Here is a 23,975-nt window from a genome sequence, read left to right as displayed (position 1 = left end):
GAAAAACTATCCCACGGCCGTCAGAACCGTTTCGGGGCCATCCTGCGGCGGCCACAACGGCTGTGGCACCTCGACACCGAATGGCGCATCCCAGTGGTTTCGGGACGAGACCTCCTGCACCGGAAGCCGGTTTGCTGCAACACCCCACCGGCCCCGTGGGTAGCCCATGGCCAGCATGGCCGACATCTTCCAACCCTGCTCGACCGGCACGCCCAGCAACTCGTTCACCTTGTCCTCGCAATTGCGGAGCACCATGGTCATGACACCGCCGACCCCCTCGGCACGCGCGGCGAGCAGCGCGCTCCAGATCGCCGGATAGATGTTGGCACCACCGAGATCGTCGATCGCAAAGACGAAGAGCAACAACGGAATCTCCTCGAAGTGGTCGGCGAGGTAGTTTCCCGAGCCCTTGATCCGGCGCATGTTCTCGGCGTGCGCGGCTGCGTCCACGCCGGGGGCCGCCACTGCCATCGGTCCCGTCCCGCTGCTGAACTTCTCATATTCCAGCGCGCGGGCCTGCCGAAACAATTGGGCGAACTCACCCTTCAGCTTCGGGTCGTCCACCGCCACGAAGTGCCAGCGTTGGGTGTTACCGCCGTTCGGCGCGCGAACGGCCGCATCGAGGATCCGCGCCTGGGTGTCCAACGGGATCGGGTCCGGACGCAACCGCCGCATCATTCTGGTCGTGTACAGCGCCTCATAGACATCCATCGGTCACTCCTTCCACTACTCGGGCCAGCTGTTGTTGCGGATGATGTCGACGAAGTTCGCCCGCTTGAAGTTCGGGTCGAAGTGCGCGAGCACGTCGTCGTTCATGGTGCCGAAGGTGCTCTCCGGGCGGTGCTTCATGCCCTCGTTGAACGCCGCGATGATGCGATTCTTGAAGTCCGGTCGCGGGTGTGCCGCCGTCACCGCCTCCAGCGCCTCGGGTACCAAGTCCTCGCGGCCCATGCCGAGCACGTCGGTCTCGACACCGGCGGTGACCAAAGCGATTTCGGGGTCCAGGAATTCCGGCACCCCAGGCGTCGTGTGCAGGGCGATGCCCAGCCAGACCTTCTCGGCGTCGGCCGGGTCGTAGCCGCGTTCCAGCAGGAAGTCGCGCGCCGCGTTGGCGCCGTCGACCTCGAAGCGCAACATGGAGGTCCGGTAGCGCGGGGTCAGCCCGATGTCGTGAAACATCGCACCGACGTACAGCAGCTCCAGGTCGGGCTGCAGACCCAGCCGGCGGCCGTGCAGCGCGCCGAACAGGAACACCCGTCGGGAGTGATCGAAGAGCAGATCGTCTTCGACGTCGCGGATGTATTCGGTGACCTCGCGTACCAGCGGTGTGTCGGGGATGATGATGCCGGCTACGGCTTCGATCGAGTGAGTGGTCATGGGTTCCTCCTCGGTTGGTGTGACCAGTGTGAGCCGTTGCACTCCGTTTGGTTCGTGGCTTTTGTGCCGTGAATCCCACAAAACGCGACACCGGTCAGCAGAATGGGAGGGTGCCGCCTGCAACCCACGTCAGTGGCTCTCCCCGGGTAGTGGTCATCGTCGTCTTCGACGACGTGACGATGCTGGACGTCGCGGGCGCGGGAGAGGTCTTTGCCGAGGCCAACCGGTTCGGCGCCGATTACCGGTTGAAGATCGCATCGGTCGACGGCGGCGACGTCGTCACCTCAATCGGCACCCGGCTGGGCGTCACCGACGCCATCTGCTCGATTGAGTCGGCCGACACCGTCATGGTCGCCGGCAGCGACCACCTGCCCCGGCGGCCGATTGACCCCGCGCTCGTCGAGGCGGTCAGATCCGTTGCGGGCCGGACCAAGCGGCTGGCGTCGATCTGCACCGGCTCGTTCATCCTGGCGCAGGCCGGCCTGCTCAACGGGAGGCGCGCGACGACGCACTGGCATGACGTCCGGTTGTTCGCTCGGGCCTTCCCCAAGGTCACCGTCGAGCCGGACGCGATTTTCGTCCGCGACGGCGATATCTTCACCTCGGCCGGAATTTCGGCCGGCATCGACCTGGCGTTGGCCCTGGTCGAAGCGGATCACGGCACCGACCTGGTTCGCGCCGTGGCCCGCTGGCTGGTCGTGTACCTCAAGCGCGCGGGCGGCCAGTCGCAATTTTCGGTGCTCGTCGAGGCCGATCCGCCGCCGGAGTCTCCGCTGCGCAAGGTCACCGATGCGATTTCGGCCGACCCGGCAGCCAACCACAGTGTGAACTCTCTTGCGGCGCGGGCTTCTTTGAGCACTCGGCAACTGACCCGGCTGTTCCAGTCCGAGCTGGGCACCACGCCGGCCCGCTATGTGGAGTTGGTGCGCATCGATGCCGCCCGCGCGGCCCTCGACGCCGGCCGCACGGTGGCCGACACCGCACGCTTGGCGGGGTTCGGCAGTGCCGAAAGCCTGCGGCGGGTGTTCGTCGACCATCTCGGCGTCTCGCCGAAGGCCTACCGGGAGAGATTTCGCACCGCGTCGCGCGGCTGATTGCTCTGCGAGGAGAAAGTGATGGGGCCGGCCAAGTCCACACGCCGCTACACATCGACCCTGCGGGCCAAAGCCGCGCTGGACACTCGCAGAACCATCCTGGAAGCCGCGATGCGCCTGTTCCTCGAGCGCGGCTACGGCAGGGTGACCGTCAATGACATCGCAACCGAAGCCTCCCTGGCGGTACCCACGGTGTATGCCAGCACCGGCGGCAAGGCGGCGATCCTGGCGACACTCATCGAGGAGGCGATGGGGGACCCGATTGTCGGAGAGACCCTCACGGCGGTGCGCCACAGCAAGTCGGGCGACGAGGTGCTGCGTGTCAGCGCGCGCGGTGTGCGCACCGACAACGAGCGCTACCGCGACATTATCGCGGTGATGAAACATGCTGCGGCGGTTGACGAGAACGCCACCGCGATCCTGCAGCGGTCCGACGCCGGCTATCGGCAGGCGCTGGCCCAGATCGCCCGGCGGCTACGCACCCTGCACGCGTTGCCGGCCGGAATGACGCAAGCCGTGGCGACCGACATTCTGTGGTTCTGTTTCGGCCGGGAGGCATGGCAGGTCCTGGTGACGGAGTGCGGATGGTCGTGGGATCGGGCCGAGCAGTGGTTGCTGTCGCAGGCCCGCGCGGCTCTGCTGGCCTAACCGGTGAAGGCCGGTAGATCGATCCCGACAGCGGCGTTTTCCTCGGGCGTACCCAGCACGTAGCCGTATTCAATGGATGTCGCGACGAACTGGGCGACTTCTTCGGACGTGCGTGGCTGCGGTGAATCCGTTGCGGGCCGACCGATTTCGAGAAAGAAACGGCCCAGTTTGGGCGTGGTGACCACAAGGTCGACGGCCGGCTCGTCATCGACGTTGCGATGAGCATGCATGACGTTGCCCGGGATGCGCACATAGTCTCCCGCAACCGCGTCGCGCCAGGCCAGGTTGTCCCCGTCGGAAACGAGGACCTGATGCCGTCCGGAGAGGATGAGGAAGTCTTCGGCGTCGGGGTGGCGGTGCAACGCGACGACACCGCCCGGCGGCAGCACCGCGCGCATCACGCAGAACTCGGCTGACCAGCTGACGAATTCGACTGTGCCGCCGAAGACATCGAGGGTTGGGCCCGCAGGGGTCTGCGCCAGGTGCTGCAGGACAGCGCTGGATCTCAAATGGGCTAGCTGCATAATATTGATTATAGCTAGCCTATATCCAATGGCATGCGGACGCCCAGACTCGCACCCGAGGGGGTTCACCTGGCGTTGTTGAACTTGGTGATGGCCTCGTCGAGCCGCTGCAGCGCGGACCCGTAGCCGGCGAAGTCACCCTTCTTCTGGGCGTCCCGCGCGGCGCCGATGGCAGCCTGAATCTCTTGCAGCGCAGCGGCTTTAGCCGGAGAAAGGGTTTGCGCACCGTCCGGTGGCGGCGGTACGGCCGCCGTCGGCGGAGGCGCCCCAGGCCCGGCCGACGGGGGTGGCGGCAGGTTCGCCGGCGGACTCGCCGGGGCCCCGGCCTCGGTCGGTTGGATTCCGGTGGCGGCGGCACCGGCTCCCGGTCCGAACAACGCGGTGAGCGCATCACCCACGGTGGGACCGTAACCGACCTTGTCGTTGTACATCATCGCCACCCGGATCAGGCGCGGATACGACGATGCCGCGTCACTGGCACCCGGTGAGGCGTAGACCGGTTCGACGTAGAGCAGGCCACCCTGGCCCACCGGCAGGGTGAGCAGGTTGCCCCAGCGGATCCGGTTCTGGTTGTCGCGGCCGATGACACCGAGGTCCTGGGAAACCGCCGGATCGGTGGTGATCGCGTTGTTGGCCAGCTTGGGACCGTTGACCTGGCCGGGAATCGTCAGCACCGTGATCTTGCCGTAGGTGGCCGGATCGGAACTGGCGGTGATGTAGGCGGCCAGATAGTCGCGTTTGAACCGGTTCATCGCGCTGGTCAACTGATACGACGCCGAATTGTCGTTTTTTGCAATGTTTTTCGCGACGATGTAGTACGGCGGCTGGTAGCTGCTGGCGGTCGGATTCGGGTCCAGCGGCACGTCCCAGAAGTCCGACGTGGAGAAGAACGTCACCGGGTCGTTGACGTGGTACTTGGCCAGCAACATCCGCTGTACCTTGAACAGGTCTTCGGGATAGCGCAGGTGCTCGGCGAGCTCGGGCGAGATGTCGCTCTTGGGCTTGACGGTTCCGGGGAAGACCCGCATCCAGGCTTTGAGCACCGGGTCGTTCTCGTCCTGCTGGTAGAGCGAGACGGTGCCATCATAGGCATCCACAGTCGCCTTCACCGAATTGCGGATGTAGGACACCTTCTTGTCCGGGGCCAGCCGGTTGAATGCCACCTCGGTGGAGTCCGCGGTCGCCGACGACAGCGAGGTCAGTTCGGAGTACGGGTAGTTGTCTAGTGTCGTATAGCCGTCGATGATCCACACCAGGCGCTTGTTGACGACCGCCGGGTACACGGAGCTGTCGGTGGTCAGCCACGGCGCCACCGCTTCCACTCGCTGGGCGGGGTCGCGGTTGAACAGGATTCGGCTGTTGTTGCCGATCACATTGGAGAACAGGAAGTTTCGCTCGGCGAACTTCGCGGCGAACACGCTGCGTGATAGCCAGCTGCCGATCGGAACCCCGCCCCCGCCGGTGTAGGTGTAGTTCTTGGTTTCGGTGCTGGTCTCGTAGTCGTATTCGCGGTCGGCGCCGGTCTTTCCGACGATCGCGTAGTCGGCCGACGTGTTGGAGATAACCGGTCCGAAGTAGACCCGCGGCTGGTCCAGCGGCGCCGGACCGTCGGAGATCACGGCGCCGTTCGCGCCGACGACGTTGACCAGGAACTCGGGGTAGCCGCCGTTCTGGTTCGGGTCGTTGGCGACGCCGCGCACGGTGTTGGCCGGCGAGGCGATGAACCCGTTGCCGTGGGTGTAGACGGTGTGCCGGTTGATCCAGTCGCGCTGGTTCTCGATCAGCCGGTCCGGGTTGAGTTCCCTTGCAGCAACGACATAGTCACGCAGGTTGCCGTTGCGGTCCAGGTAGCGGTCGATGGAGAGCTGGTCGGGGAAGTTGTAGAAGTTCTTGCCCTGCTGGAATTGGGTGAACGCGGGGCTGACGATGGTCGGGTCGAGCAGCCGGATGTTGGACGTAGTGGCGCGGTCGGCGGCGACCTGTTGCGCCGTCGCTTGCCCGTCACCGGTGTAGTTGCGGTAGGTCACCACGTCCGGCGTCAGGCCGTATGCTTGCCGGGTAGCGGTGATACTTCGGCTGATGTATTCGCTTTCCTTCTGCGCCGCATTGGGTTTGACGCTGATCTGCTCGACGATCAGCGGCCAGCCGGCACCCACGATCAGCGATGAGAGCAGCAGCAACACCAACCCGATCGCCGGAATCCGCAGGTCCCGCAACGTAATCGCGGAGAACACCGCCGCCGCGCAGATCAGCGCGATCGCCATCAGGATCAGCTTCGCCGGCAACACAGCATTGATGTCGGTGTAACCGGCGCCGGTGAACGGCTTGCCACCGCGAGTGTGCGACAGCAGCTCGTACCGATCCAGCCAGTAGGCAACGGCTTTCAGCAAGACCAGCACACCGACCAGGCTGATCAGCTGGATCCGCGCCGAGCGGCTCAACGCACCGGCGCGCCCGGACAACCGGATTCCGCCGAACAGATAGTGCGCCACCAGACTCGCGATGAGAGCCAGAAACACCGCGACGAACAGGTAGCTCAGCACCAGCCGGTAGAACGGCAACTCGAATGCGTAGAACCCGAGATCCTTACCGAACTGCGGGTCCCTGATCCCGAAGTCCCCGCCGTGCAGGAACAGCTGGATCCGCACCCAGTAGCTCTGTGCCACCACCCCGGCCAGCAGACCGATGGCGGCCGGCGCACCGATGCCCATCAACCGCAACCGCTGCAGCACAACCGCGCGATACCTGGCCACCGGGTCGTTGTCGTTGCTCGGGACGAACACCGGCCGAGTCCGGTAGGCCAGCGCCAACGCGCCGAACACGATGCCGCCGACCAACAGGCCTGTCACCAGAAACACGACGATGCGGGTGACCAGCACCGTGGTGAACACCGAGCGGTAGCCCAGTTCACCGAACCACAGCCAGTCGACGTAAGCGTCGATCAGACGCGGACCGGCCAGCAGCAACACGATCACACCCAGTGCGATCAGGATCAGAATCCGGCTGCGCCGGGTCAGCTTCGGCATCCTGGCGGCCGGCCGCATTCCCACTGGTTACGCTCCCTGCTCTGTTTCCCCGACGGTCACAACTCTACGCACCGGGCGGGTCGGGCCGGATGGCCCGATCAGCAACGCGGCTAGCAACTCGGGGTGGGCCCGCCAGACGTCATCGCATGCAGAGCGTCCACCGCCGAACCCAGCGTCTCGACCTTGACCAGCTTCAACCCCGACGGAATCTGCGAAACCGCCTCGTAGCAGTTCTTCGCGGGCACCAGGAACACGGTGGCCCCGGCCGCCCGGGCCGCGGCCATCTTGTGGGTGATGCCACCGATGGGCCCCACCTTGCCGTCAACGCTGATCGTTCCGGTACCGGCCACGAACGTGGAACCGGCCAGGTCGCCGGTGGTGAGCTTGTCCACTAACGCCAGGCTGAACATCAGGCCGGCGGACGGCCCGCCGATGTTGGCCAGGTTGAAGCTCACCGAGAACGGCGCCCACGGCGCATCCAGCACCGCGACCCCCAGGAACCCGTAATCGCGGTCCTTGTTGGTGCCCAGCGTGATCTGCGCGACGCCCGCGGGCTCGTTCTTGCGACGGTAGTCGATCGTCACCGCCTGGCCGGGCTTCGTCTTCTTGAGCAACGCGGTGAATTGTTCGACGTTGGCGACCGGGGTGCGGTCGACGGCGTCGATGGCATCGCCGGGCTTGAGTTTGCCCACCGACGGGCCGCCCTCGCTGACCGAAGCGATGGTGACCGCTTCGGGATATTTCAGGTAGCCGAGTGCGGCGTACTCGGCGCTGTCCTCGGAGTTCTTGAAGTCCGCGTTGTTGGCCTTGTCGACCTCGTCGCGCGACTTGCCCGGCGGATAGATCAGGTCCCGCGGCACCAGCTGCTCCTGCCCGGAGATCCACAGCGTGAGGGCTTCACCGAGAGTCAGATCGTCGCGCTGGGACACCGTCGTCATGTTCAGGTGGCCCGACGTCGGATGCGTCTGGGTTCCCTCGATCTGGACGACCTGCTTGCCGTCGACCTCGCCCAGAGTGTCGAACGTCGGACCGGGGCCCAGTGACACGAACGGCACCGTCACCACCGCCAGGAGCACGCCGAACACCACGATCGGCACCAGCGCGACCATCAGGGTCAAAATCCGCCTGTTCACGCCGCTCACCTTAGACGGCACCGGACAGACCAGTTCAGCTGCGAGCGTGACCGGGGACCGCGCTTTCTGATTCTGCGGTGGGTACCGTTGAGCCTATGGCTGACCTGCCTTTCGGCTTCTCCGCGGGCGACGACCCTGAGCGCGACAAGCGCGGGAAGGACGATCCCGACTCCGGAGCGGGCGCCAACCCGTTCGGTTCGTTCCCCCTGGGCGGCGAGTTCGACATGGCCAACCTCGGCCAGCTGTTCACCCGCCTGGGTGAGATGTTCGGCGGGGTCGGGAGCGCCATGACCTCCGGCAAAGACTCGGGCCCGGTCAACTACGACCTGGCCCGCCAGGTCGCGACGAGCTCGATCGGCTTCGTCGCGCCCATCCCGGCGGCCACCAACTCGGCCATCTCCGATGCCGTGCATCTGGCGGAGACCTGGCTGAACGGCGCGACGGCGCTGCCCGCGGGGACCACCAGAGCGGTGGGCTGGAGCCCGTCTGACTGGGTGGACAACACGCTGCAGACCTGGAAGCGGCTGTGTGACCCGATGGCCCAGCAGATTTCGGCGGTGTGGGTGCAGTCGCTGCCGGAGGAAGCCAAGAACATGGCCGGCCCGCTGCTGCAGATGATGTCGCAGATGGGTGGGGTGGCGTTCGGGTCGCAGCTGGGACAGGCTCTGGGCCGGCTGTCCCGCGAGGTGCTGACGTCGACGGAGGTTGGCCTGCCGCTCGGGCCCAAGGGAGTGGCCGCGATACTCCCGGATGCGGTGGAGTCTTTTGCCGCCGGCCTCGAGCAGCCGCGCAGCGAGATCATCACATTCCTGGCCGCGCGCGAAGCAGCGCATCATCGCTTGTTCAGCCATGTTCCGTGGCTGTCGAGTCAGCTGCTGGGAGCGGTCGAGGCGTACGCGATGGGCATCAAGATCGACATGTCCGGGATCGAGGAGTTGGCCCGCGACTTCAACCCGGCGTCGCTGGCCGATCCCGCGGCGATGGAGCAACTGCTGAGCCAGGGCGTATTCGAGCCGAAGGCGACGCCCGCCCAGACCCAGGCCTTAGAACGGCTCGAGACCTTGCTCGCGCTGATCGAGGGCTGGGTGCAGACAGTCGTGACGGACGCGCTGGGTGAACGGCTTCCGGGTGAAGCCGCGCTGAGCGAAACGCTGCGCCGGCGCCGGGCCAGCGGCGGCCCGGCGGAGCAGACCTTCGCAACGCTGGTCGGGCTGGAGCTGCGGCCCCGCAAGCTCCGCGAAGCCGGTGCGCTGTGGGTGCGCCTCACCGAAGCCGCCGGCATGGATGCCCGCGACGCGGTCTGGCAACACCCCGACCTGCTGCCGGGGGCGGACGATCTGGACGACCCTGCCGCATTCATCGACCGGGTCATCGGCGGCGACACCAGCGGGATCGATGAGGCCCTCTCCGATTTGGAAGCCGAACTCGGGCGGGACTCCCAGGACCCCGAGCCTGGGGATAACTGACTTCGGCTGGGGCCGCCGGGGTGGCACCCTGACACGTCATGGTCCGGGCCGCCACTTGCCTATATGCGCTGAACCCGGCGATGCCGGTGCTGCTGCGTCCCGACGGCGTGGTTCAGGTGGGCTGGGATCCCCGTCGCGCAGTGCTGGTCCGTCCGCCAGGCGACCTGACGGCGGCGCGACTGGCCGCGGTGCTGCGATCCATGCGGTCACCGACCTCGATCGGTGAACTGCAACGGCAAGCCGGCAAGGACCTGACCGAACTGGTGACCCAGTTGGTCAACGCCGGGGTGGCCACCCGCGGCGACGGCACGTCCACCGGGCGGGCGGCGTCCATCCGGGTGCACGGCCGTGGCCCGCTGTCCGACTTGCTGGTGCAGGCACTGCGCGGATCGGGCGTGCGGACGGGGCACAGCAGCCAATCGCATGCGACGGTCACCGCCGCCGCGGTGGATCTGGTGGTGTTGGCCGACTTCCTGGTGGCCGATCCGCGCATCGTGCGTGACTTGCACACCGCGGGTGTGCCGCACCTACCGGTCCGGGTGCGCGACGGCACCGGCCTGGTCGGGCCGCTGGTGATACCCGGCGTCACCAGTTGCCTGGGTTGCGCCGACCTGCACCGCCGGGACCGGGACGCCGCGTGGCCGGCCATCGCCGCGCAGCTACGGGACACCGTTGGGGTCGCCGATCGCGCGACGCTGCTGGCCACCGCGGCGCTGGCGCTCAGCCAGGTGCACCGGGTGGTCGCCGCGGTCCGCGGCCGGCTGGCGGATCCGGACCCACCCTCGGCGCTCAACGCCACGCTGGAGTTCGATCTCCACGCCAGCTCGATTGTCGCGCGGCCGTGGACCAGACACCCGCTGTGCGATTGCTGACGCAGTTACCCGAGCCGGCCCTGCTCCGGGACGTTCGACGAGATCGACGCATACGCCCGGCCGAGCGCGTCCAGGACATGTTCGTCCAGCGTGCGTTCGTTGCGGTGCCGGTCCAGCGTCTCGATGATCGCCCGATAGAGGGCGTCCGCGGCGTCGTGTTGTGTCTGTTTGGCTCCCATGTGCTCACCATCTCTCACGCAGATGAATAATCGGTGCACTTGATGCGCTGGCCGTCGTGGATGATGGGTATGTGTCAGAGATCAAGCGCGGCCGCGCGGCCCGCAATGCAAAGCTGGCCAGCCTGCCGGTGGGCATGGCCGGCCGGGCTGCCCTGGGCTTCGGTAAGCGGCTGACCGGCAAGTCCAAAGACGAGGTCAACGCCGAACTCATGGAGAAGGCGGCCAATCAGCTTTTCACCGTGCTCGGTGAGCTCAAGGGCGGCGCCATGAAGGTCGGTCAGGCGTTGTCGGTGATGGAAGCCGCCATCCCCGAGCAGTTCGGCGAGCCCTACCGGGAGGCGCTGACCAAGCTGCAGAAGGACGCCCCGCCACTGCCGGCCGCCAAGGTGCATCGGGTGCTCGACGCGCAGCTGGGCACCAAGTGGCGAGAGCGCTTCAGTTCCTTCGACGACACCCCTGTCGCGTCGGCCAGCATCGGCCAGGTGCATAAGGCGGTGTGGTCCGACGGGCGCGAGGTCGCGGTGAAGATCCAGTACCCGGGCGCCGACGAGGCGCTGCGGGCCGACCTCAAGACAATGCAACGGATGGTCGGGGTGTTCAAGCAGCTCTCGCCGGGTGCGGATGTGCAGGGTGTGGTCGACGAACTGATCCAACGCACCGAGATGGAGCTCGACTACCGACTGGAGGCAGACAACCAGCGCAAATTCGCCAAGGCGTACGAGGGTCACCCGCACTTCACTATTCCGCACGTGGTGGCCAGCGCACCCAAGGTCGTCATCCAGGAATGGATCGACGGCATCCACATGGCGGAGATCATCCGGAACGGCACCCCCGAACAGCGCGACCTGATCGGGGTTCGGCTGCTCGAGCTCACCTTCGACGCGCCGCGGCGCCTGGAAATGTTGCACGGCGACGCGCACCCGGGCAACTTCATGCTGCTGCCCGACGGGCGAATGGGCGTCATCGATTTCGGCGCTGTGGCTCCCCTGCCCGGCGGCTACCCCGTCGAGTTGGGCATGACGATTCGCCTGGCCCGTGACAAGAACTATGACCTGCTGCTGCCGACGATGGAGAAGGTGGGCTTCATCCAGCGCGGGCAGCAGGTGTCGGTCCGCGAAATCGACGAAATGCTGCGGCAGTACGTCGAACCGATCGAGGTCGAGGTGTTCCACTACACCCGCAAGTGGTTGCAGCGGATGACGGTCAGCCAGTTCGACCGCTCGGTTGCGCAGATCAAGACGGCGCGGCAGATGGACCTACCGCCCAAGCTCGCCATCCCGATGCGGGTGATCGCCTCGGTAGCGGCAATCCTGTGTCAGCTCGATGCGCATGTGCCCATCAAGGCGCTGACCGAGGAGCTGATCCCTGGCTTCAACGAACCCGACGTGGCACTGGCCTAGCGGCCGGGCGGGTCCCGCGAGCAGACGCAAAAGCACCCGCACGCTCGGCGTGTCGGGTGCTTTTGCTACTGCTCGCCTAGGCGGCCTCCTTGCGAGGACGCCCGCGTGGACGCTTGCGGCTGACGACCGATCCCCGTTCGAAGATCTCGCCGCCCCAAACTCCCCATGGCTCAGCCCTTTCCAACGCGGCCGCCAGGCACTGGCGCCGGATCGGGCAGCTGGCACACAGCGTCTTGGCGCGCTCGAGGTCGGCCGGGGTTTCGGCGAACCACAGGTCGGGATCGCCGGCATGACATGGCAGGACCGGCTGCGTCCGTCTGGGGACTGTCAGAGCCGACATGTCCTGTTCACCTGCTTCCTGGTCGGTTGGTTGTCTTCGTGACCCGGACCAGGGAGGTTGTCTCCCAAAAGAAATCGGCCACGGATCCGGTGACTTCGGGTCCGTGGCCATTTGGCGAAAACTAGAGGGTCTCTACGTTGAGCCCCGATTCACGGACGCTTCAGCCGCGGCGGCGACACGGTGCTTACCCGCGGCCGCCGGTGCGGCGGCATGCGCGTTGGGCAGGCGGGTAGCCGCCGATACGCCGAACACGGTGATGTCCATAGTGATCATTGCGGGCCACCCTCCTTCCGGGTCTCGACAGAGGCCAACGTGCATCGAGAGTAGAGAATACCACCGCAGCCTGACAACCGATTTTCTGACCTGCGGAAATAGGCGATTAGCGGGCTCGGCGAACCAGCTCCAGGACGTCCGGTCCGTACTGTTCGAGCTTGCGGGCACCAATGCCGGGGATGGCGATCAGGGCAGCCTCGTCGGTGGGACGCAGCTCGGCGATCGCGATCAACGTGTTGTCGCTGAAGACGATGTAGGCCGGGACATCCTGTTCCTTGGCGGCGTCGCGCCGCCAGTCTTTGAGCTGAAGCAGCAGGTCCTCGTCGACGTCGCCGGAACAGGATTCGCAGCGCCGCAGCATGATCGCCGCCGGCGTGGTCAGGTCCTTATTGCAGACCCGGCAGCGCGCGGGACCGCGGTTGCGCCGCGACTTCGGCGGTGCCGCCTCGACCCGAGTCTGGGGGGCGATGCCGTTGAGGAAGCGCGACGGCTTGCGGCTCTGCCGGCCGCCCGCCGACCGCGCCAGCGCCCAGCTGAGCGCCAGATGCGTGCGGGCCCTGGTGATTCCGACGTACAGCAGCCGACGCTCTTCCTCGACGGCTTCGCTGTCAGGGCCGTGCGCGAGGGCGTGCGAGATGGGCAGCGTGCCGTCGGCCAGGCCGACCAGGAACACCGCATCCCATTCCAGACCCTTGGCCGCGTGCAGGGAGGCCAGGGTGACGCCCTGGACCACCGGTGGGTGTCGCGCGTCGGCCCGCACCCGCAACTCGGCCACCAGGCCGGGCAGGTCCAGCCGCGGACGCTCCGCCACCTCGTCGTCGACCAGTTCGGCAAGCGCGCCCAGCGCCTCCCACCGGTCACGCGCCCGGGTCCCGACCGGCGGCTCGGCGGTCAGCCCGAGCGGCTCCAGCAACCCGCGCACCAGCTGCGGCAGGTCCGGCTGGTCGCCCTCGGCGCCGCGCTCGGCGGCGCGGCGCAGAGCTAACAGCGCCTGCTTGATCTCCTGGCGGTTGAAGAACCCCTCGCCGCCGCGGACCTGGTAGGCAATGCCGGCCTCGGTCAGCGCCTCCTCATAGACCTCGGACTGGGCGTTGACCCGGTACAGGATCGCGATTTCGGCTGGCGCGGTGCCGGATTCGATGAGCGCGGCAATCTCGGCGGCGACGGAGGCGGCCTCGGTGGCCTCGTCGGGATGCTCGCGGAACGACGGCGCCGGGCCCGCTTCGCGCTGACCGATCAGCTGCAGCTTGCTGCCCGCGACGCGGCCCCGGGCGGTGGCGATCACCTGGTTGGCCAGCGACACCACCTGCGGGGTGGACCGGTAGTCGCGTTCCAGCCGCACCACCGTCGCGTCCGGGAAGCGCCGCGAGAAGTCCAGCAGGAAGCGTGGCGAGGCTCCGGTGAACGAGTAGATGGTCTGGTTGGCGTCCCCGACGACGGTCAGGTCGTCGCGGTCACCGAGCCAGGCCGTCAGCACCCGCTGCTGCAACGGCGTCACGTCCTGGTACTCGTCGACGACGAAGCAGCGGTAGCGGTCGCGGAACTCCGCGGCCACCGCAGCGTCATTCTCGATAGCGGCGGCGGTGTGCAGCAGCAGGTCGTCGAAATCCAGCAGCGTGACGGACTCGTCGCGAACCTTCAAGGCCTCGTACGCGGTGTAGACCGCCACCACCTTCTCGGCGTCCATCGGAGTGTCGCGGCCGGCGGCGGCCACCGCGCGCGCGTAGTCCTCCGGGACGATCAGAGACGCCTTGGCCCATTCGATCTCGCCGGCGAGGTCCCGTACGTCGTCGGTGCTGACATTGAGCCGGCAGCGGCCGGCCGCGCGCGCGACGACGGCGAACTTGGTGTCCATCAATTCCCAGCGGGTGTTGCCGACCACCCGCGGCCAGAAGTACCGCAGCTGACGGTGCGCGGCGGCGTGGAAGGTGAGCGCCTGCACCGCCCCGACGCCCGAACCGAGCTGCGCCGTCGCGTCGAGCGACCGCAACCGCGACCGCATCTCCCCCGCCGCGCGCTGCGTGAAGGTGACGGCCAGCACCTGTCCGGCCGCGACGTGGCCGCCGGCCACCAGCTGCGCGATGCGATGGGTGATGGTGCGGGTCTTCCCGGTGCCGGCGCCGGCCAGCACGCAGACCGGACCGCGCGGGGCGAGCACGGCCTCACGCTGCTCGTCGTCCAGCCCCGCGATCAAAGGGTCGGCCACCACCGGCATGGCGTCCATCTTTACAGTCCGGGCCGACAAACCTGGCGTGTCGCGCCGGCCGTCGGGGTCGTGCTCGGAATTGTTCATCGCCCGGCTACGTTAAGGGGTCATGACCAACGCTGCGCTGACCCTTTACTCGACGACCTGGTGTGGCTACTGCTTCCGGCTCAAGACCGCACTCAAGGCTCAGGGCATTTCGTACGACGAGGTCGACATCGAGCAGGATCCGGCAGCTGCGGAGTTTGTCAGCTCCGTAAACGGCGGCAACCGCACCGTGCCGACCGTCAAGTTCGCCGATGGGTCGACATTGACCAACCCCAGCGCGAATGAGGTCAAGGCCAAGCTGGCCCAGGTTGCCGGCTAAGGCCGACTCGCGGCCGATATGCGTGCACGGCGCCTGCCCTGGTCGCCTTTACGATTAGCTCCATGGCATCGGCGCTGGCTCGGCGAGCGGTTCTGATCGTCTCTGGCGTCCTGCTGGCGTTGACCGGCTGCTCGCACCACAACGCGCCGGCCGCGACGCCCAGCAGTCCACCCAGCGCCGATGCGCTGATTGTCAGCGTCGAAGAGGTGCGGCGCATCGCCAACTACGAGGAGCTGACCGCACACGCGCACGCCGACCTGCGGCATCCGCCCTCGGGCGACGTGAATGCGCCCGGACCGTGCCGCGCGGCCGGCACCAGTGACCTCACCTTCGCCAGCGGATGGACCGAGTTCCGCAGCGCCGGCTACAGCGGGGTGACCGACGACATCGACCCGGGCGGGCTCGCCTTGGTGGACTCGGTCAGTCAGGCCGTGGCGATCTACCCCGACACGCACGCCGCGCGCAGCGCACTTGACCAGCTGGAAGCGTCGCTCAACGCCTGCATCGCGCTGCACGACCCGAAGTACGACTTCAAGCTGGACAAACCCAGCCCGGGCACGCTGCGCATCACGGATAACGGCTGGAGCCATCAGTACCGCGTGAAGAACACGGTACTGATGTCGGTCGGTGTGCTGGGCATCGAGCCGGCCGAGCGGATCGCCGCCACGATTCTCGACGACATCACCGACCGGATCAAATAGCGGCCCAGGACTCGATGATCACCCGGGCGATCGAAATCGACCCGGGCAGAAGAAGTTTGGAGTCCGACCTGCTAGACCAGTCGCCGGCGTCCAAAGCCTCGCGCACCTCGTCGCGGCTGAACCAGGCCGCCTCGGCAATCTCACCGTCGTTGAACGAGAACTCCTCGTCCGGATCGGCCACGGCATGGAACCCAACCATCAACGAGCGCGGGAACGGCCAGGGCTGGCTACCCAGGTAGCGCACGTCGCGGACAGTGAGCCCGATTTCCTCGCGGATCTCCCTGGCCACGCAGACTTCGAACGACTCGCCGGCTTCGACGAAACCGGCCAGCAGCGAGAACATTCGTGGCGGCCAGGTTGCCTGCCGGGCCAGCACCGCACGGTCGGCGCCGTCGTGCACCAGGCAGATCACCGCGGGGTCGACCCGTGGGAACTCCTCGTGCCCGGTAAGTGGATTGACGCGTGACCATCCGGCCCGGGCCGGCTTGGTCGGGGTACCGTCCACCGAACTGAACCGGGCGCTGTCGTGCCAATTCAGCAGCGCCAGCGCGGACGACACTAATTGGCTGCTGGTGTCGTCGATGATGCGCCCGAGCCGGCGCAGGTCCAGTACCTCGACCTGTTCGGCACCGTCCTCGGGCGGCTGCAGCGCGCTTCGGACCGCCCAGACGTGCCGGCCGTCCTGGATGCGGCCCAGGAACACCGCCTCGGGCGGCGGTTTGTCGCCCAGGGCCGCGGCCGGGCCGAGCACCACTTTGCCGTTCGCCGCCAGCACTTGGTTGCGGGAGTCGACCCGGAGCAGCGCGGCCTCGGCCCAACCCGCCGCGGCGGCGTCGACGTCGGTGCGCAGTTGGTCGGCGCGGTCGGCGCCGACGCGCGACAGCAGCGGGATGTCACGCAGGCGAAAGTCCACGTCCTATCGTTCCTGGCCCTGACGGACGTACAGCAGCCGATCGCTGGCCTCGATGGCGTCCACCTCGGGCGCGCCGATGCGCAGCAGCCGACCGTCGCGCACCACCCCCAGCACGATGTCCTTGAGATGGCGCGGGGAGCCGCCGACCTCTGACTGTTCGACCTCCCGTTCGGCGATGGCCAGGCCCTCGTCGGGTGTCAGCAGGTCTTCGATCATCTGCACGACGCTCGGCGTGGTGGTGGCCAGGCCGAGCAGCCGGCCGGCGGTCTCTGAGGACACGACGACCGAGTCGGCGCCGGACTGCTGCAGGAGATGCTGGTTCTCGGCTTCGCGGATCGACGCGACGATCTTGGCTTTGGGCGAGATCTCCCGCGCGGTCAACGTGACCAGCACCGCGGTGTCATCGCGGCTGGCGGCGACGATGATCGACGCCGCGTGCTGGGCCCCGGCCAACCGCAACACATCGGATTTCGTGGCATCGCCGCTTACAGTGACCAGACCGGCAGAGGCAGCGCGGTCCAGCGCCGACCGGTCGGTGTCGACGACCACGATCTCGCCCGGGGTCATCTCGTCGCTGAGCATGGCGGCGATCGCCGTCTTGCCTTTGGTCCCATAGCCGATAACGACGGTGTGGTTACGCACTCTGCTCCTCCAACGCTGGATCTTCAGTGCCTGTCGGGACGTTTCGGTGACCACCTCGAGCGTCGTACCGACCAACAAGATCAGGAATGCGATGCGGAGCGGCGTGATGATCAGGACATTGGTTGCCCGCGCGAATTCCGAGATGGGTGTGATGTCGCCGTAACCGGTCGTCGACAGCGTCACCGCCGAGTAATACAGGCAGTCCAGAAAGCTCAGGCGGTCGCCTTGCGAGTCCCGGTAGCCATCTCGGTCGACGTAGACAGCAACGGCGGCGATGAACAACGCTGCCAAGGCGATGGTGATCCGGCGCGCGATGATGCGGGCGGGGCTGGATTGACCCTGCGGAATGCGCAACACGCCGACCAGCGCGTAGCTGGGCTGGACCGTCAATCTCTCATCGAGCCGCCGCAGTCGCCGCCAGCTACCCTTCGCCACGGAGTTCATGTAACCACGGTTAGGCCGTGCAGGGGCGACCGGAGTCTTGCAGCAGCGCGGCCAGCTCGCCGGCTCCGGCCAGCTCGTCGGGGGTGATCGTGATGCCGCTGCGCACGTAGTAAAAGGCGGTGCGCACCATCGATTCCGGGCAACCGTGCAGCGCCGCCCAGGCCAGTCGATACACCGACAGCTGAATCGCCGCCTGCCGCCGGGCTTGCTGGCCACGCGGCGGCTCACCCGTTTTCCAATCCACCACAGTGATGCCGCCGTCGGCATCGGCGAAGACCGCGTCGATTCGCCCCCGCACCACGGTGTCACCGATCGGCATCTCGAAGGGCACCTCCACCGCGATCGGGGTGCGGGCGGCCCACGGCGAGCCGGTGAACTTGTCCTGCAACGCGGACAGCTCCGCCGAGTCGCCGACCTCGGAGTCGGCGGCACCCGGCAGATCGCCGATGTCGAACAACAACTCGGCCCCGTAGAACTGCTGCACCCAGGCGTGGAAAGCGTTGCCCAACACCGCGTGCGGGTCCGGACGCGTGGGCAGCCGATGGATCAGCCGCTGCGCCGCGGCCTCGGGGTCGCGAGCCAGCTCGACCAGGCCGCTGACGGACAGCTGGCTGGGCAGCGTGCGCCGCGGCGGATGCGTCGTGCGGGAGCGCTCGGCCAGCAACGCATCCACGTCAGCGATCCAGCCCTCCACATCGGGCTGGCCGGTGTCCGCCTCGGTGACCGCCGATGTCGCCCGACTGACCAGCATGGCCCCGCGCTCGACGTCACCACGGCGGGCGGACAACGGATCGGCGGGCCAGATCGCTTCGACAACGTTGTCGCGCAACGGGTTTCGCTCTCCTTCGGCGGGTGGCGGCGCCCACTGCTCGACGTTGCCGCAGGGCTCCCCCGCCTCGGCGGAACGGTCGATGATGTCCTTGAGCTCGCACAGGAATTCCGATGGACCGCGCGGTTTGATGCCGGTGGCCGCCCAGTGGTGCCCGGAGACCAGCAGCGTGTCCTCGGTCCGCGTCACCGCCACATACAGCAGCCTGCGTTCCTCGTCGACACGGCGCTGGTCGAGTTCGGCGCGATGTCGGGAGATCTTCTCCGACAACTGTTTTCGGTTTGTTACGGCGGAGGCGTCCAGCACCGGGACGCCAAGCGCTCCGGCCCCAGCGCGGTCACCGCGCAGCAGCGGCGGCAGCTCACCGGGGTCGGTGAGCCAGCTGCTTCGGGACGCGGTCGACGGGAATGTGCCGCCGGACAGGTGCGCAACCGCGACGACCTGCCATTCAAGTCCCTTGGCGGAGTGCACGGTGAGCACCTGCACGCGGTCACGGGTGATGCCCGGCTGGCCGGGCGCCAACCCGTTCTCCACTTCGGCAGCCACGTCGAGGTAGGCAAGCAGCCCCGCGACCGTGGCTTGATTGGACCCCGCCCCGGCCCGTTCGGCGTACCCCGCGACTTCGTCGGCGAAAGCGTCCAGGTGCTCGGCGCCAGACCACGCGCCGGCGGCGGTGGCGCGGACCTCGCAGTCCAACCCGAGCACCCGCCGCACCTCGGCGACCAGGTCGGGCAGGGCGTAGCCGAGGTGACCGCGCAGCGCGGCCAGTTCTGCGGCGAGGGCATTGACGCGGGCATAACCAGCAGCCGAGTAGCTCTCGGCCGCCCCGGGATCGGAGATGGCATCGGCCAGGCAAGCGGTATCGGCGTCGGCGCCGGCAATCATTGCGATCGCCGCGGCGGTGGGCGGTTCCGTCGGCCGCGTCGCGCCGCCCAACTCTTGCGCGCGCCGCCACAATGCGGCGATGTCGCGGCCGCCGAGGCGCCAGCGCGGCCCGGTGAGCACCCGCATCGCGGCCGCGCCGCCCGTCGGCTCGGCGACCAGGCGCAGCATCGCCACCAGGTCGGCGACCTCGGGGATCGACAACAAACCGGCCAGACCGACGACCTCTACCGGAATTCCCCTCGCGCGCAACACATCCGCAATCAACGCGGCATCGGCGTTACGGCGCACCAGCACCGCCGCCGTCGGCGGTGCGACGCCTTCGGCGCGCGCGGCTGCGTAGCGCTCCTGCAGGTGGTCGGCGATCCACTCCCGCTCGGCCTGGATGTCGGGTAGTAGCGCGCAGCGCACCGTCCCGGCCGGGGCATCGGGCCGCGGTCGCAGCGGACGCACGGCGACCGAGCGCCGCCGCGCCTCGGCGGAAATGGCGTTCGCGAGGTGCAGCGCGCGGGGCGGGTTGCGCCAGCTCGTCCGCAGCTCCAGGGTCGGCGCCGGGGAGCCGTCGGACAGCGGGAAGTCGGTGGTGAATCGCGGCAGGTTTGTCGCCGAGGCGCCCCGCCAGCCGTAGATCGACTGGATCGGGTCGCCGACCGCGGTCAGCGCCATGCCGTCGTCCAGGCCGCCGCCGAACAGGGACGACAACGCGACCCGCTGGGAATGCCCGGTGTCTTGATATTCGTCGAGCAGCACTACCCGGTACCGGCTACGCAGATCCTCACCCACCTGCGGGAACGTGGCGGCCAGCCGGGCCGCGGACGCCATCTGCATCCCGAAGTCCATCACCTTGTCGGTGCGCATGCGGTCGCGCAGGGCGTCGAGCAGCGGCACGAGTTCGCTGCGTTCGGTCTGGGTGGCCAGCATGCGCAGCAGCGACTGATTAGGGCCACGCTCGCGCTGGTGCGGTCCGGCGGGCAGGGTGTGCACCAGCCTTTCCAGCTCGAGATGGGTGTGCCGGAGTTGGTCGGTGTCGACGAGGTGCTCGGTCAGCTGGCCCCACAACCGCAACACCAGCGAGGTGACCGCCGCCGGCGTCTTCTCGGTCTGCAGTTCGCCGCGGTAGCCGGCGACCACGTCGAATGCCAATTGCCAGAGCTCGGATTCGGTGAGCAGTCGGGTATCCGGCTCCACGGGCAGTAGCAGCCCGTACTCGCGCAGCAGCGCACCGGCGAAGGCGTGGTAAGTGCTGACGGTCGGCGTGCCGGCCGGTTCACCATCAGCCGGAGAGCCCACACCGGCGCCGGCCAGCCGGGCCAGCCGGGAGCGGACGCGGCGCAGCAGCTGGCCGGCCGCCTTTCGCGTGAACGTCAATCCGAGCACCTGGTTGGGTTCGGCGTAACCGTTCGCGATCAGCCACACCACCCGCGCGGCCATTGTCTCGGTCTTTCCGGCTCCCGCGCCCGCGATCACCACCAGCGGACCCGGCGGAGCCGCGATGACCGCCGCCTGCTCTTCGGTGGGCGGGAACACGCCCAGCGCGGCGGCCAGTTCGGCCGGACTGTAGCTGGGGCTCACCGCGCCGCCGCCTCGGTGTGAGCCGGACAGGAGGGCCGAATCGGGCAGTGCGAGCAGCCGTCATTGCGCCGGGCGACGAACTGCGGTCCGGCGGTGGCCTCGGCCGCCTGCCGTACCACGGTGCGCCACTGTTCGTGGGCCTGCGCCGTCAACGGATCCTGCTCGCGCTGGGTGGCACCCGCCGCTCCGGTCTTGCCGGGATAAACCAGGCGGGCGCCGCCGGGCTCGTCGCCGGCAGGCAGCATGCCCTCGGCAATCGCCAACTGGTACATCGCCAGCTGGGCGTGTTGCTGCGCGTCGTCCTTGCTGACCGGTGTCTTACCGGTCTTGACGTCCACGATCACCAACCGCCCGGCGCCGTCGCGTTCCAGCCGGTCGATCCGGCCACGTAACCGGACTTCCCTCCCTCTCGGGGTCTCAAGAACCCCGTTGACGTCGACTTCGACGCCCACCTCGGTCAACTCACCGCGCGTCTGTGCTCGCCACTCGAGGAAAGCGCCGAGCATCGCTCGGTGCCGGGTTAGCTCGTTGGCCGAATGCCAGTCGGCGTCGAACGGCAGGAGCTGCCACACACGGTCGAGCTCGGCGAGCAGCTGCGATTCGGTCTTGCCCGGCTCGGCGATCAGCGCATGCAGCACCGAACCGATGGTGGACCGCAGCGGCCGCGGGTCGGTTCCGCCGTGCCGTTCGGCCAGCCAGCGCAATGGGCAGTCGGTCAGGGTCTGCAGGGTCGAGGGAGTCAATGTGACGGCATCGTCGGGGCCGCAGAGCGCGGCGTCGCTGCTCACCGGGACCAGGCCGTGCCACCCGGTCGGATCGGCGCCCAGCACGCCGGCCGCTGCCAGTCGCGCCAACTGCGTTGCGGCACATGCTCGGGCGGCGTTATCCGCCGCGCCGTCCGGCGCGCATACCACCGCACGCAATCGGCCCACCACCGCAGCGGTGGACAACACCCGAGGGGCCGGGATCGGCGGCGCCACAATACCTTCCGGGCCAGCCACGCGAGCGATCTCGTAGAAAAACGGCGACGGCAGTGCGGCGTCCTGACCAGTGCCGCCCGAGTCGCTGTCTACCGCCGTCACCAGCAATCGGTGCCGTGCCCTGCCCATCGCCGCGACCAGCAGCCGACGTTCCTCGGCCACCAACGGCGCCCGCACCGATGCATCCTGAGCTACACCGTCCAGTTCGTCGATCAGACGCTGGGTGGCAAGGACCCCGCCCCGGGGAATCGTGTTGGGCCACAGGCCGTCCTGCAGACCGGCGATGACCACCAGATCCCATTCCTGGCCCAGCGCGGCGTGCGGGCTGAGCACCCGAACCTGCTCGATTTCGGCGGCCGGCTCACGACTGGCCGGCGGTAGCTGCAAGGCGGCGACGTGCTCGATCAGCCCGCGCAATGACGCACCGGCGGTCCGGGAGACGTAGTCCTCGGTGATGTCGAACAGCGCGGTCACCACCTCCAAATCCCGGCTGGCCTGAACCGCCCCCTGGCCTGCCCGCTCAATGGCCGACAGCCAGCGCCGCTGCAGGCCGGACCGGTGCCACGCCGCCCACAGGGTGTAACGGGGATCCTGCCCAGCGCGGTCGCACCGGAGCGCCGCCGCCAGTACCGCCCGCACCCGGCGCAGCGCGGCGGACTGCGGGCCGGACAAAGGTTCGTCACCGACCAACGTTTCGACCAGGGTTGAATCCTTGCGACGCAGCGTCCGGTGAAGTTGCCGGAGCGACACGGGATCGACGCGACCGATCGGACCAGAGACCAGCGCCAGCGCCTTCTCGCCGTCGAGCCCATCGGCTGCCGCGGCCAGGACGGTGAGCAGCGCACGCGCGGCCGGCTCGTCGGCGAGCGAGCCGCCGATTGCCGGAGCCGCCACCGGGACACCGGCGGCCGACAGCGCACGCGGTAACCGCGCGCCGGCGCGCGGCACCGACCTGACGATCACCGCCATCTGTGACCACGGCACCCCGTCGACCAAATGCGCGCGCCGCAAGGTGTCGGCGATCAGCGCCGCTTCGGCGTGCGCGGAGGCGGCCAGTCGTACCGTCACCGACCCGTCGTCGGCACCGGCGCCGTCGATTCGCCGGCCGGCGCTGGTCCCGGGCAACCGACTCGAGATGCCGCTGATGGCGCGGGCAACGGCGGGCGCACAGCGATGAGACTCGGTCAGGATCACCGCAGGTCCCTCCGCATCGAGCAACCCGGCGGCCTCGCCACCACGGAAGCCGAACACCGCCTGATTAGGATCCCCGGCGATCAGAGCGACGTCCGCGCCCGATGCCAGCACCCGGATCAGTTGCGCCGCCTGCGGATCGAGCTGTTGGGCGTCGTCGACCAGGAGCACCCGGACCCGGGCCCGTTCGGCGGCGAGCAGTTCGGGATCGACCGCCAGCGCCTCCAGCGCCGCCCCGACCAGTTCGGCGGCGGCCAACGCCGGCGCGGTCGCCTGCGGAGCCGCCGTGCCGACCGCCGCGCGCAGCAACATCACCTGCTCGTATTGTCGGGCGAATCGTCCGGCCGCGGCCCACTCCGGGCGGTCACAGCGGCGACCCAAGCGCTCCAGCTCTTGGGGGTCGACCCCGCGCTCGGCGCAGCGTGCCAACAGGTTTCGCAGTTCGTTGGCGAATCCCGCGGTGCTCAGCGCGGGCACCAGGTGCGCCGGCCAGCACGATCCGGCGGCCGGTCCGTCCACCAGGTCGCCGGCCAACAGTTCCCGGATGATCGCGTCATGCTCGGCGCCGGTGAGCAGCCGTGGCGGTGGGTCACCAGCGCGTTCGGCCGAGCGCCGCAGCACCGCATAGGCATAGCTGTGCAGGGTGCGCACCAACGGCTCGCGCACCGCGGACCGACCGCCACTGGAACGCAGTAATGCCTTGGTCAATTCGCTACGCTGCCGCATCCCGATGCGGCCCGAACCCGTCAGCAGCAGAACCGATTCCGGCTCCGCGCCCGCGGCGATGCGACCGACCGCGGCCTCAACGAGCAGGTGGCTCTTGCCCGTCCCCGGGCCGCCCAGGATACGCACCACGCCACCCAGACCAGGTTGCAGAACATTCTCCGCCTCGGGGGCCCAGGTCATCGACATACCGGGC

20 protein-coding genes are annotated in these 23,975 nt (G+C 68.2%); 7 read left to right on the top strand and 13 right to left on the bottom strand.

Going from position 1 to position 23,975, the window contains the following annotated elements; translation table 11 throughout:
* Positions 1-6: 6 nt before the first annotated feature.
* Together BN972_RS04650 and BN972_RS04645 are read right to left on the bottom strand one after the other, a co-directional pair.
* Complete coding sequence (locus tag BN972_RS04650; RefSeq protein WP_036353439.1) at positions 7-711, bottom strand: nitroreductase family protein; 705 nt, start codon at positions 709-711, stop codon at positions 7-9.
* Between the two features lie 15 nt (positions 712-726).
* Positions 727-1,377: an HD domain-containing protein gene (locus BN972_RS04645; RefSeq protein ID WP_036356519.1), complete on the bottom strand. Its 651-nt coding sequence runs from the start codon at positions 1,375-1,377 to the stop codon at positions 727-729.
* 179 nt (positions 1,378-1,556) lie between these two features.
* Between BN972_RS04645 and BN972_RS04640 the strand changes: the two genes are divergently transcribed.
* A complete protein-coding gene (locus BN972_RS04640; protein ID WP_036356517.1) occupies positions 1,557-2,471 on the top strand; it encodes a GlxA family transcriptional regulator in 915 nt (304 codons plus the stop codon).
* A gap of 21 nt (positions 2,472-2,492) precedes the next feature.
* Complete coding sequence (locus BN972_RS04635; protein WP_036353436.1) at positions 2,493-3,119, top strand: TetR/AcrR family transcriptional regulator; 627 nt, start codon at positions 2,493-2,495, stop codon at positions 3,117-3,119.
* On the opposite strand, the gene BN972_RS04630 is transcribed toward BN972_RS04635, so the two are convergent.
* From BN972_RS04630 to BN972_RS04620, 3 genes are all read right to left on the bottom strand, one after another.
* Positions 3,116-3,643, bottom strand: coding sequence for a cupin domain-containing protein (locus BN972_RS04630; RefSeq protein ID WP_036353434.1), 528 nt, complete (start codon positions 3,641-3,643; stop codon positions 3,116-3,118). The two genes, BN972_RS04635 and BN972_RS04630, sit on opposite strands and share 4 nt — an antisense overlap.
* 65 nt (positions 3,644-3,708) lie before the next feature.
* Positions 3,709-6,693, bottom strand: a complete 2,985-nt coding sequence (locus BN972_RS04625) for a UPF0182 family protein (protein WP_036353432.1) — start codon at positions 6,691-6,693, stop codon at positions 3,709-3,711.
* Positions 6,694-6,779: 86 nt separating this feature from the next.
* Positions 6,780-7,802: a YlbL family protein gene (locus tag BN972_RS04620; protein WP_036353429.1), complete on the bottom strand. Its 1,023-nt coding sequence runs from the start codon at positions 7,800-7,802 to the stop codon at positions 6,780-6,782.
* Positions 7,803-7,879: 77 nt separating this feature from the next.
* Between BN972_RS04620 and BN972_RS04615 the strand changes: the two genes are divergently transcribed.
* Positions 7,880-9,268, top strand: coding sequence for a zinc-dependent metalloprotease (locus BN972_RS04615; RefSeq protein WP_099050993.1), 1,389 nt, complete (start codon positions 7,880-7,882; stop codon positions 9,266-9,268).
* Between the two features lie 38 nt (positions 9,269-9,306).
* Positions 9,307-10,140 carry a TOMM precursor leader peptide-binding protein gene (locus tag BN972_RS04610; RefSeq protein WP_036353424.1) on the top strand — a complete coding sequence of 278 codons (834 nt, stop codon included), beginning with the start codon at positions 9,307-9,309 and terminating at the stop codon, positions 10,138-10,140.
* A gap of 5 nt (positions 10,141-10,145) precedes the next feature.
* On the opposite strand, the gene BN972_RS28710 is transcribed toward BN972_RS04610, so the two are convergent.
* Positions 10,146-10,319 carry a hypothetical protein gene (locus BN972_RS28710; protein ID WP_155768120.1) on the bottom strand — a complete coding sequence of 58 codons (174 nt, stop codon included), beginning with the start codon at positions 10,317-10,319 and terminating at the stop codon, positions 10,146-10,148.
* A gap of 56 nt (positions 10,320-10,375) precedes the next feature.
* On the opposite strand from BN972_RS28710, the gene BN972_RS04605 reads away from it, so the two are divergent.
* Positions 10,376-11,719 carry a macrolide-binding ATPase MABP-1 gene (locus BN972_RS04605; RefSeq protein WP_036353421.1) on the top strand — a complete coding sequence of 448 codons (1,344 nt, stop codon included), beginning with the start codon at positions 10,376-10,378 and terminating at the stop codon, positions 11,717-11,719.
* Between the two features lie 76 nt (positions 11,720-11,795).
* Here the strand turns inward: BN972_RS04605 and BN972_RS04600 are convergent, their stop codons facing one another.
* The 3 genes from BN972_RS04600 to BN972_RS04595 form a co-directional block, all read right to left on the bottom strand.
* Positions 11,796-12,059, bottom strand: coding sequence for a WhiB family transcriptional regulator (locus BN972_RS04600; protein ID WP_036353417.1), 264 nt, complete (start codon positions 12,057-12,059; stop codon positions 11,796-11,798).
* A 132-nt stretch (positions 12,060-12,191) separates the two neighbouring features.
* Entirely contained in the window at positions 12,192-12,332 is a 141-nt protein-coding gene (locus BN972_RS29455; RefSeq protein ID WP_155771591.1) for a hypothetical protein, read from the bottom strand.
* Positions 12,333-12,438: 106 nt separating this feature from the next.
* Entirely contained in the window at positions 12,439-14,547 is a 2,109-nt protein-coding gene (locus tag BN972_RS04595; protein ID WP_167659566.1) for an ATP-dependent DNA helicase UvrD2, read from the bottom strand.
* A gap of 100 nt (positions 14,548-14,647) precedes the next feature.
* Between BN972_RS04595 and mrx1 the strand changes: the two genes are divergently transcribed.
* Positions 14,648-14,902 (top strand): mycoredoxin Mrx1, encoded by a 255-nt coding sequence (gene mrx1, locus BN972_RS04590; protein WP_036353414.1) that lies wholly within the window; start codon positions 14,648-14,650, stop codon positions 14,900-14,902.
* A gap of 62 nt (positions 14,903-14,964) precedes the next feature.
* On the top strand, positions 14,965-15,603 hold the full coding sequence (locus BN972_RS04585; protein WP_036353411.1) for a sensor domain-containing protein: 639 nt from the start codon (positions 14,965-14,967) through the stop codon (positions 15,601-15,603).
* Here the strand turns inward: BN972_RS04585 and nudC are convergent.
* Genes nudC through BN972_RS04565 form a run of 4 tightly spaced genes read right to left on the bottom strand, consistent with a single transcriptional unit; the run spans position 15,596 to position 23,968 of the window.
* Positions 15,596-16,516 (bottom strand): NAD(+) diphosphatase, encoded by a 921-nt coding sequence (gene nudC / locus BN972_RS04580; protein ID WP_036353408.1) that lies wholly within the window; start codon positions 16,514-16,516, stop codon positions 15,596-15,598. The genes BN972_RS04585 and nudC overlap by 8 nt on opposite strands.
* A 3-nt stretch (positions 16,517-16,519) precedes the next feature.
* Complete coding sequence (locus BN972_RS04575) at positions 16,520-17,602, bottom strand: potassium channel family protein (protein ID WP_036353406.1); 1,083 nt, start codon at positions 17,600-17,602, stop codon at positions 16,520-16,522.
* A gap of 10 nt (positions 17,603-17,612) precedes the next feature.
* On the bottom strand, positions 17,613-20,915 hold the full coding sequence (locus tag BN972_RS04570) for an ATP-dependent helicase (RefSeq protein ID WP_390176199.1): 3,303 nt from the start codon (positions 20,913-20,915) through the stop codon (positions 17,613-17,615).
* Positions 20,882-23,968 carry an ATP-dependent helicase gene (locus tag BN972_RS04565; RefSeq protein ID WP_036353402.1) on the bottom strand — a complete coding sequence of 1,029 codons (3,087 nt, stop codon included), beginning with the start codon at positions 23,966-23,968 and terminating at the stop codon, positions 20,882-20,884. Before BN972_RS04565 ends, BN972_RS04570 begins: the two co-directional genes overlap by 34 nt.
* Positions 23,969-23,975: the final 7 nt, after the last annotated feature.

It is taken from the genome of Mycobacterium asiaticum DSM 44297 (genome assembly GCF_000613245.1).
Classification (GTDB): Bacteria; Actinomycetota; Actinomycetes; order Mycobacteriales; family Mycobacteriaceae; genus Mycobacterium; species Mycobacterium asiaticum.
This window is presented reverse-complemented; position numbering and strand designations above follow the sequence as displayed.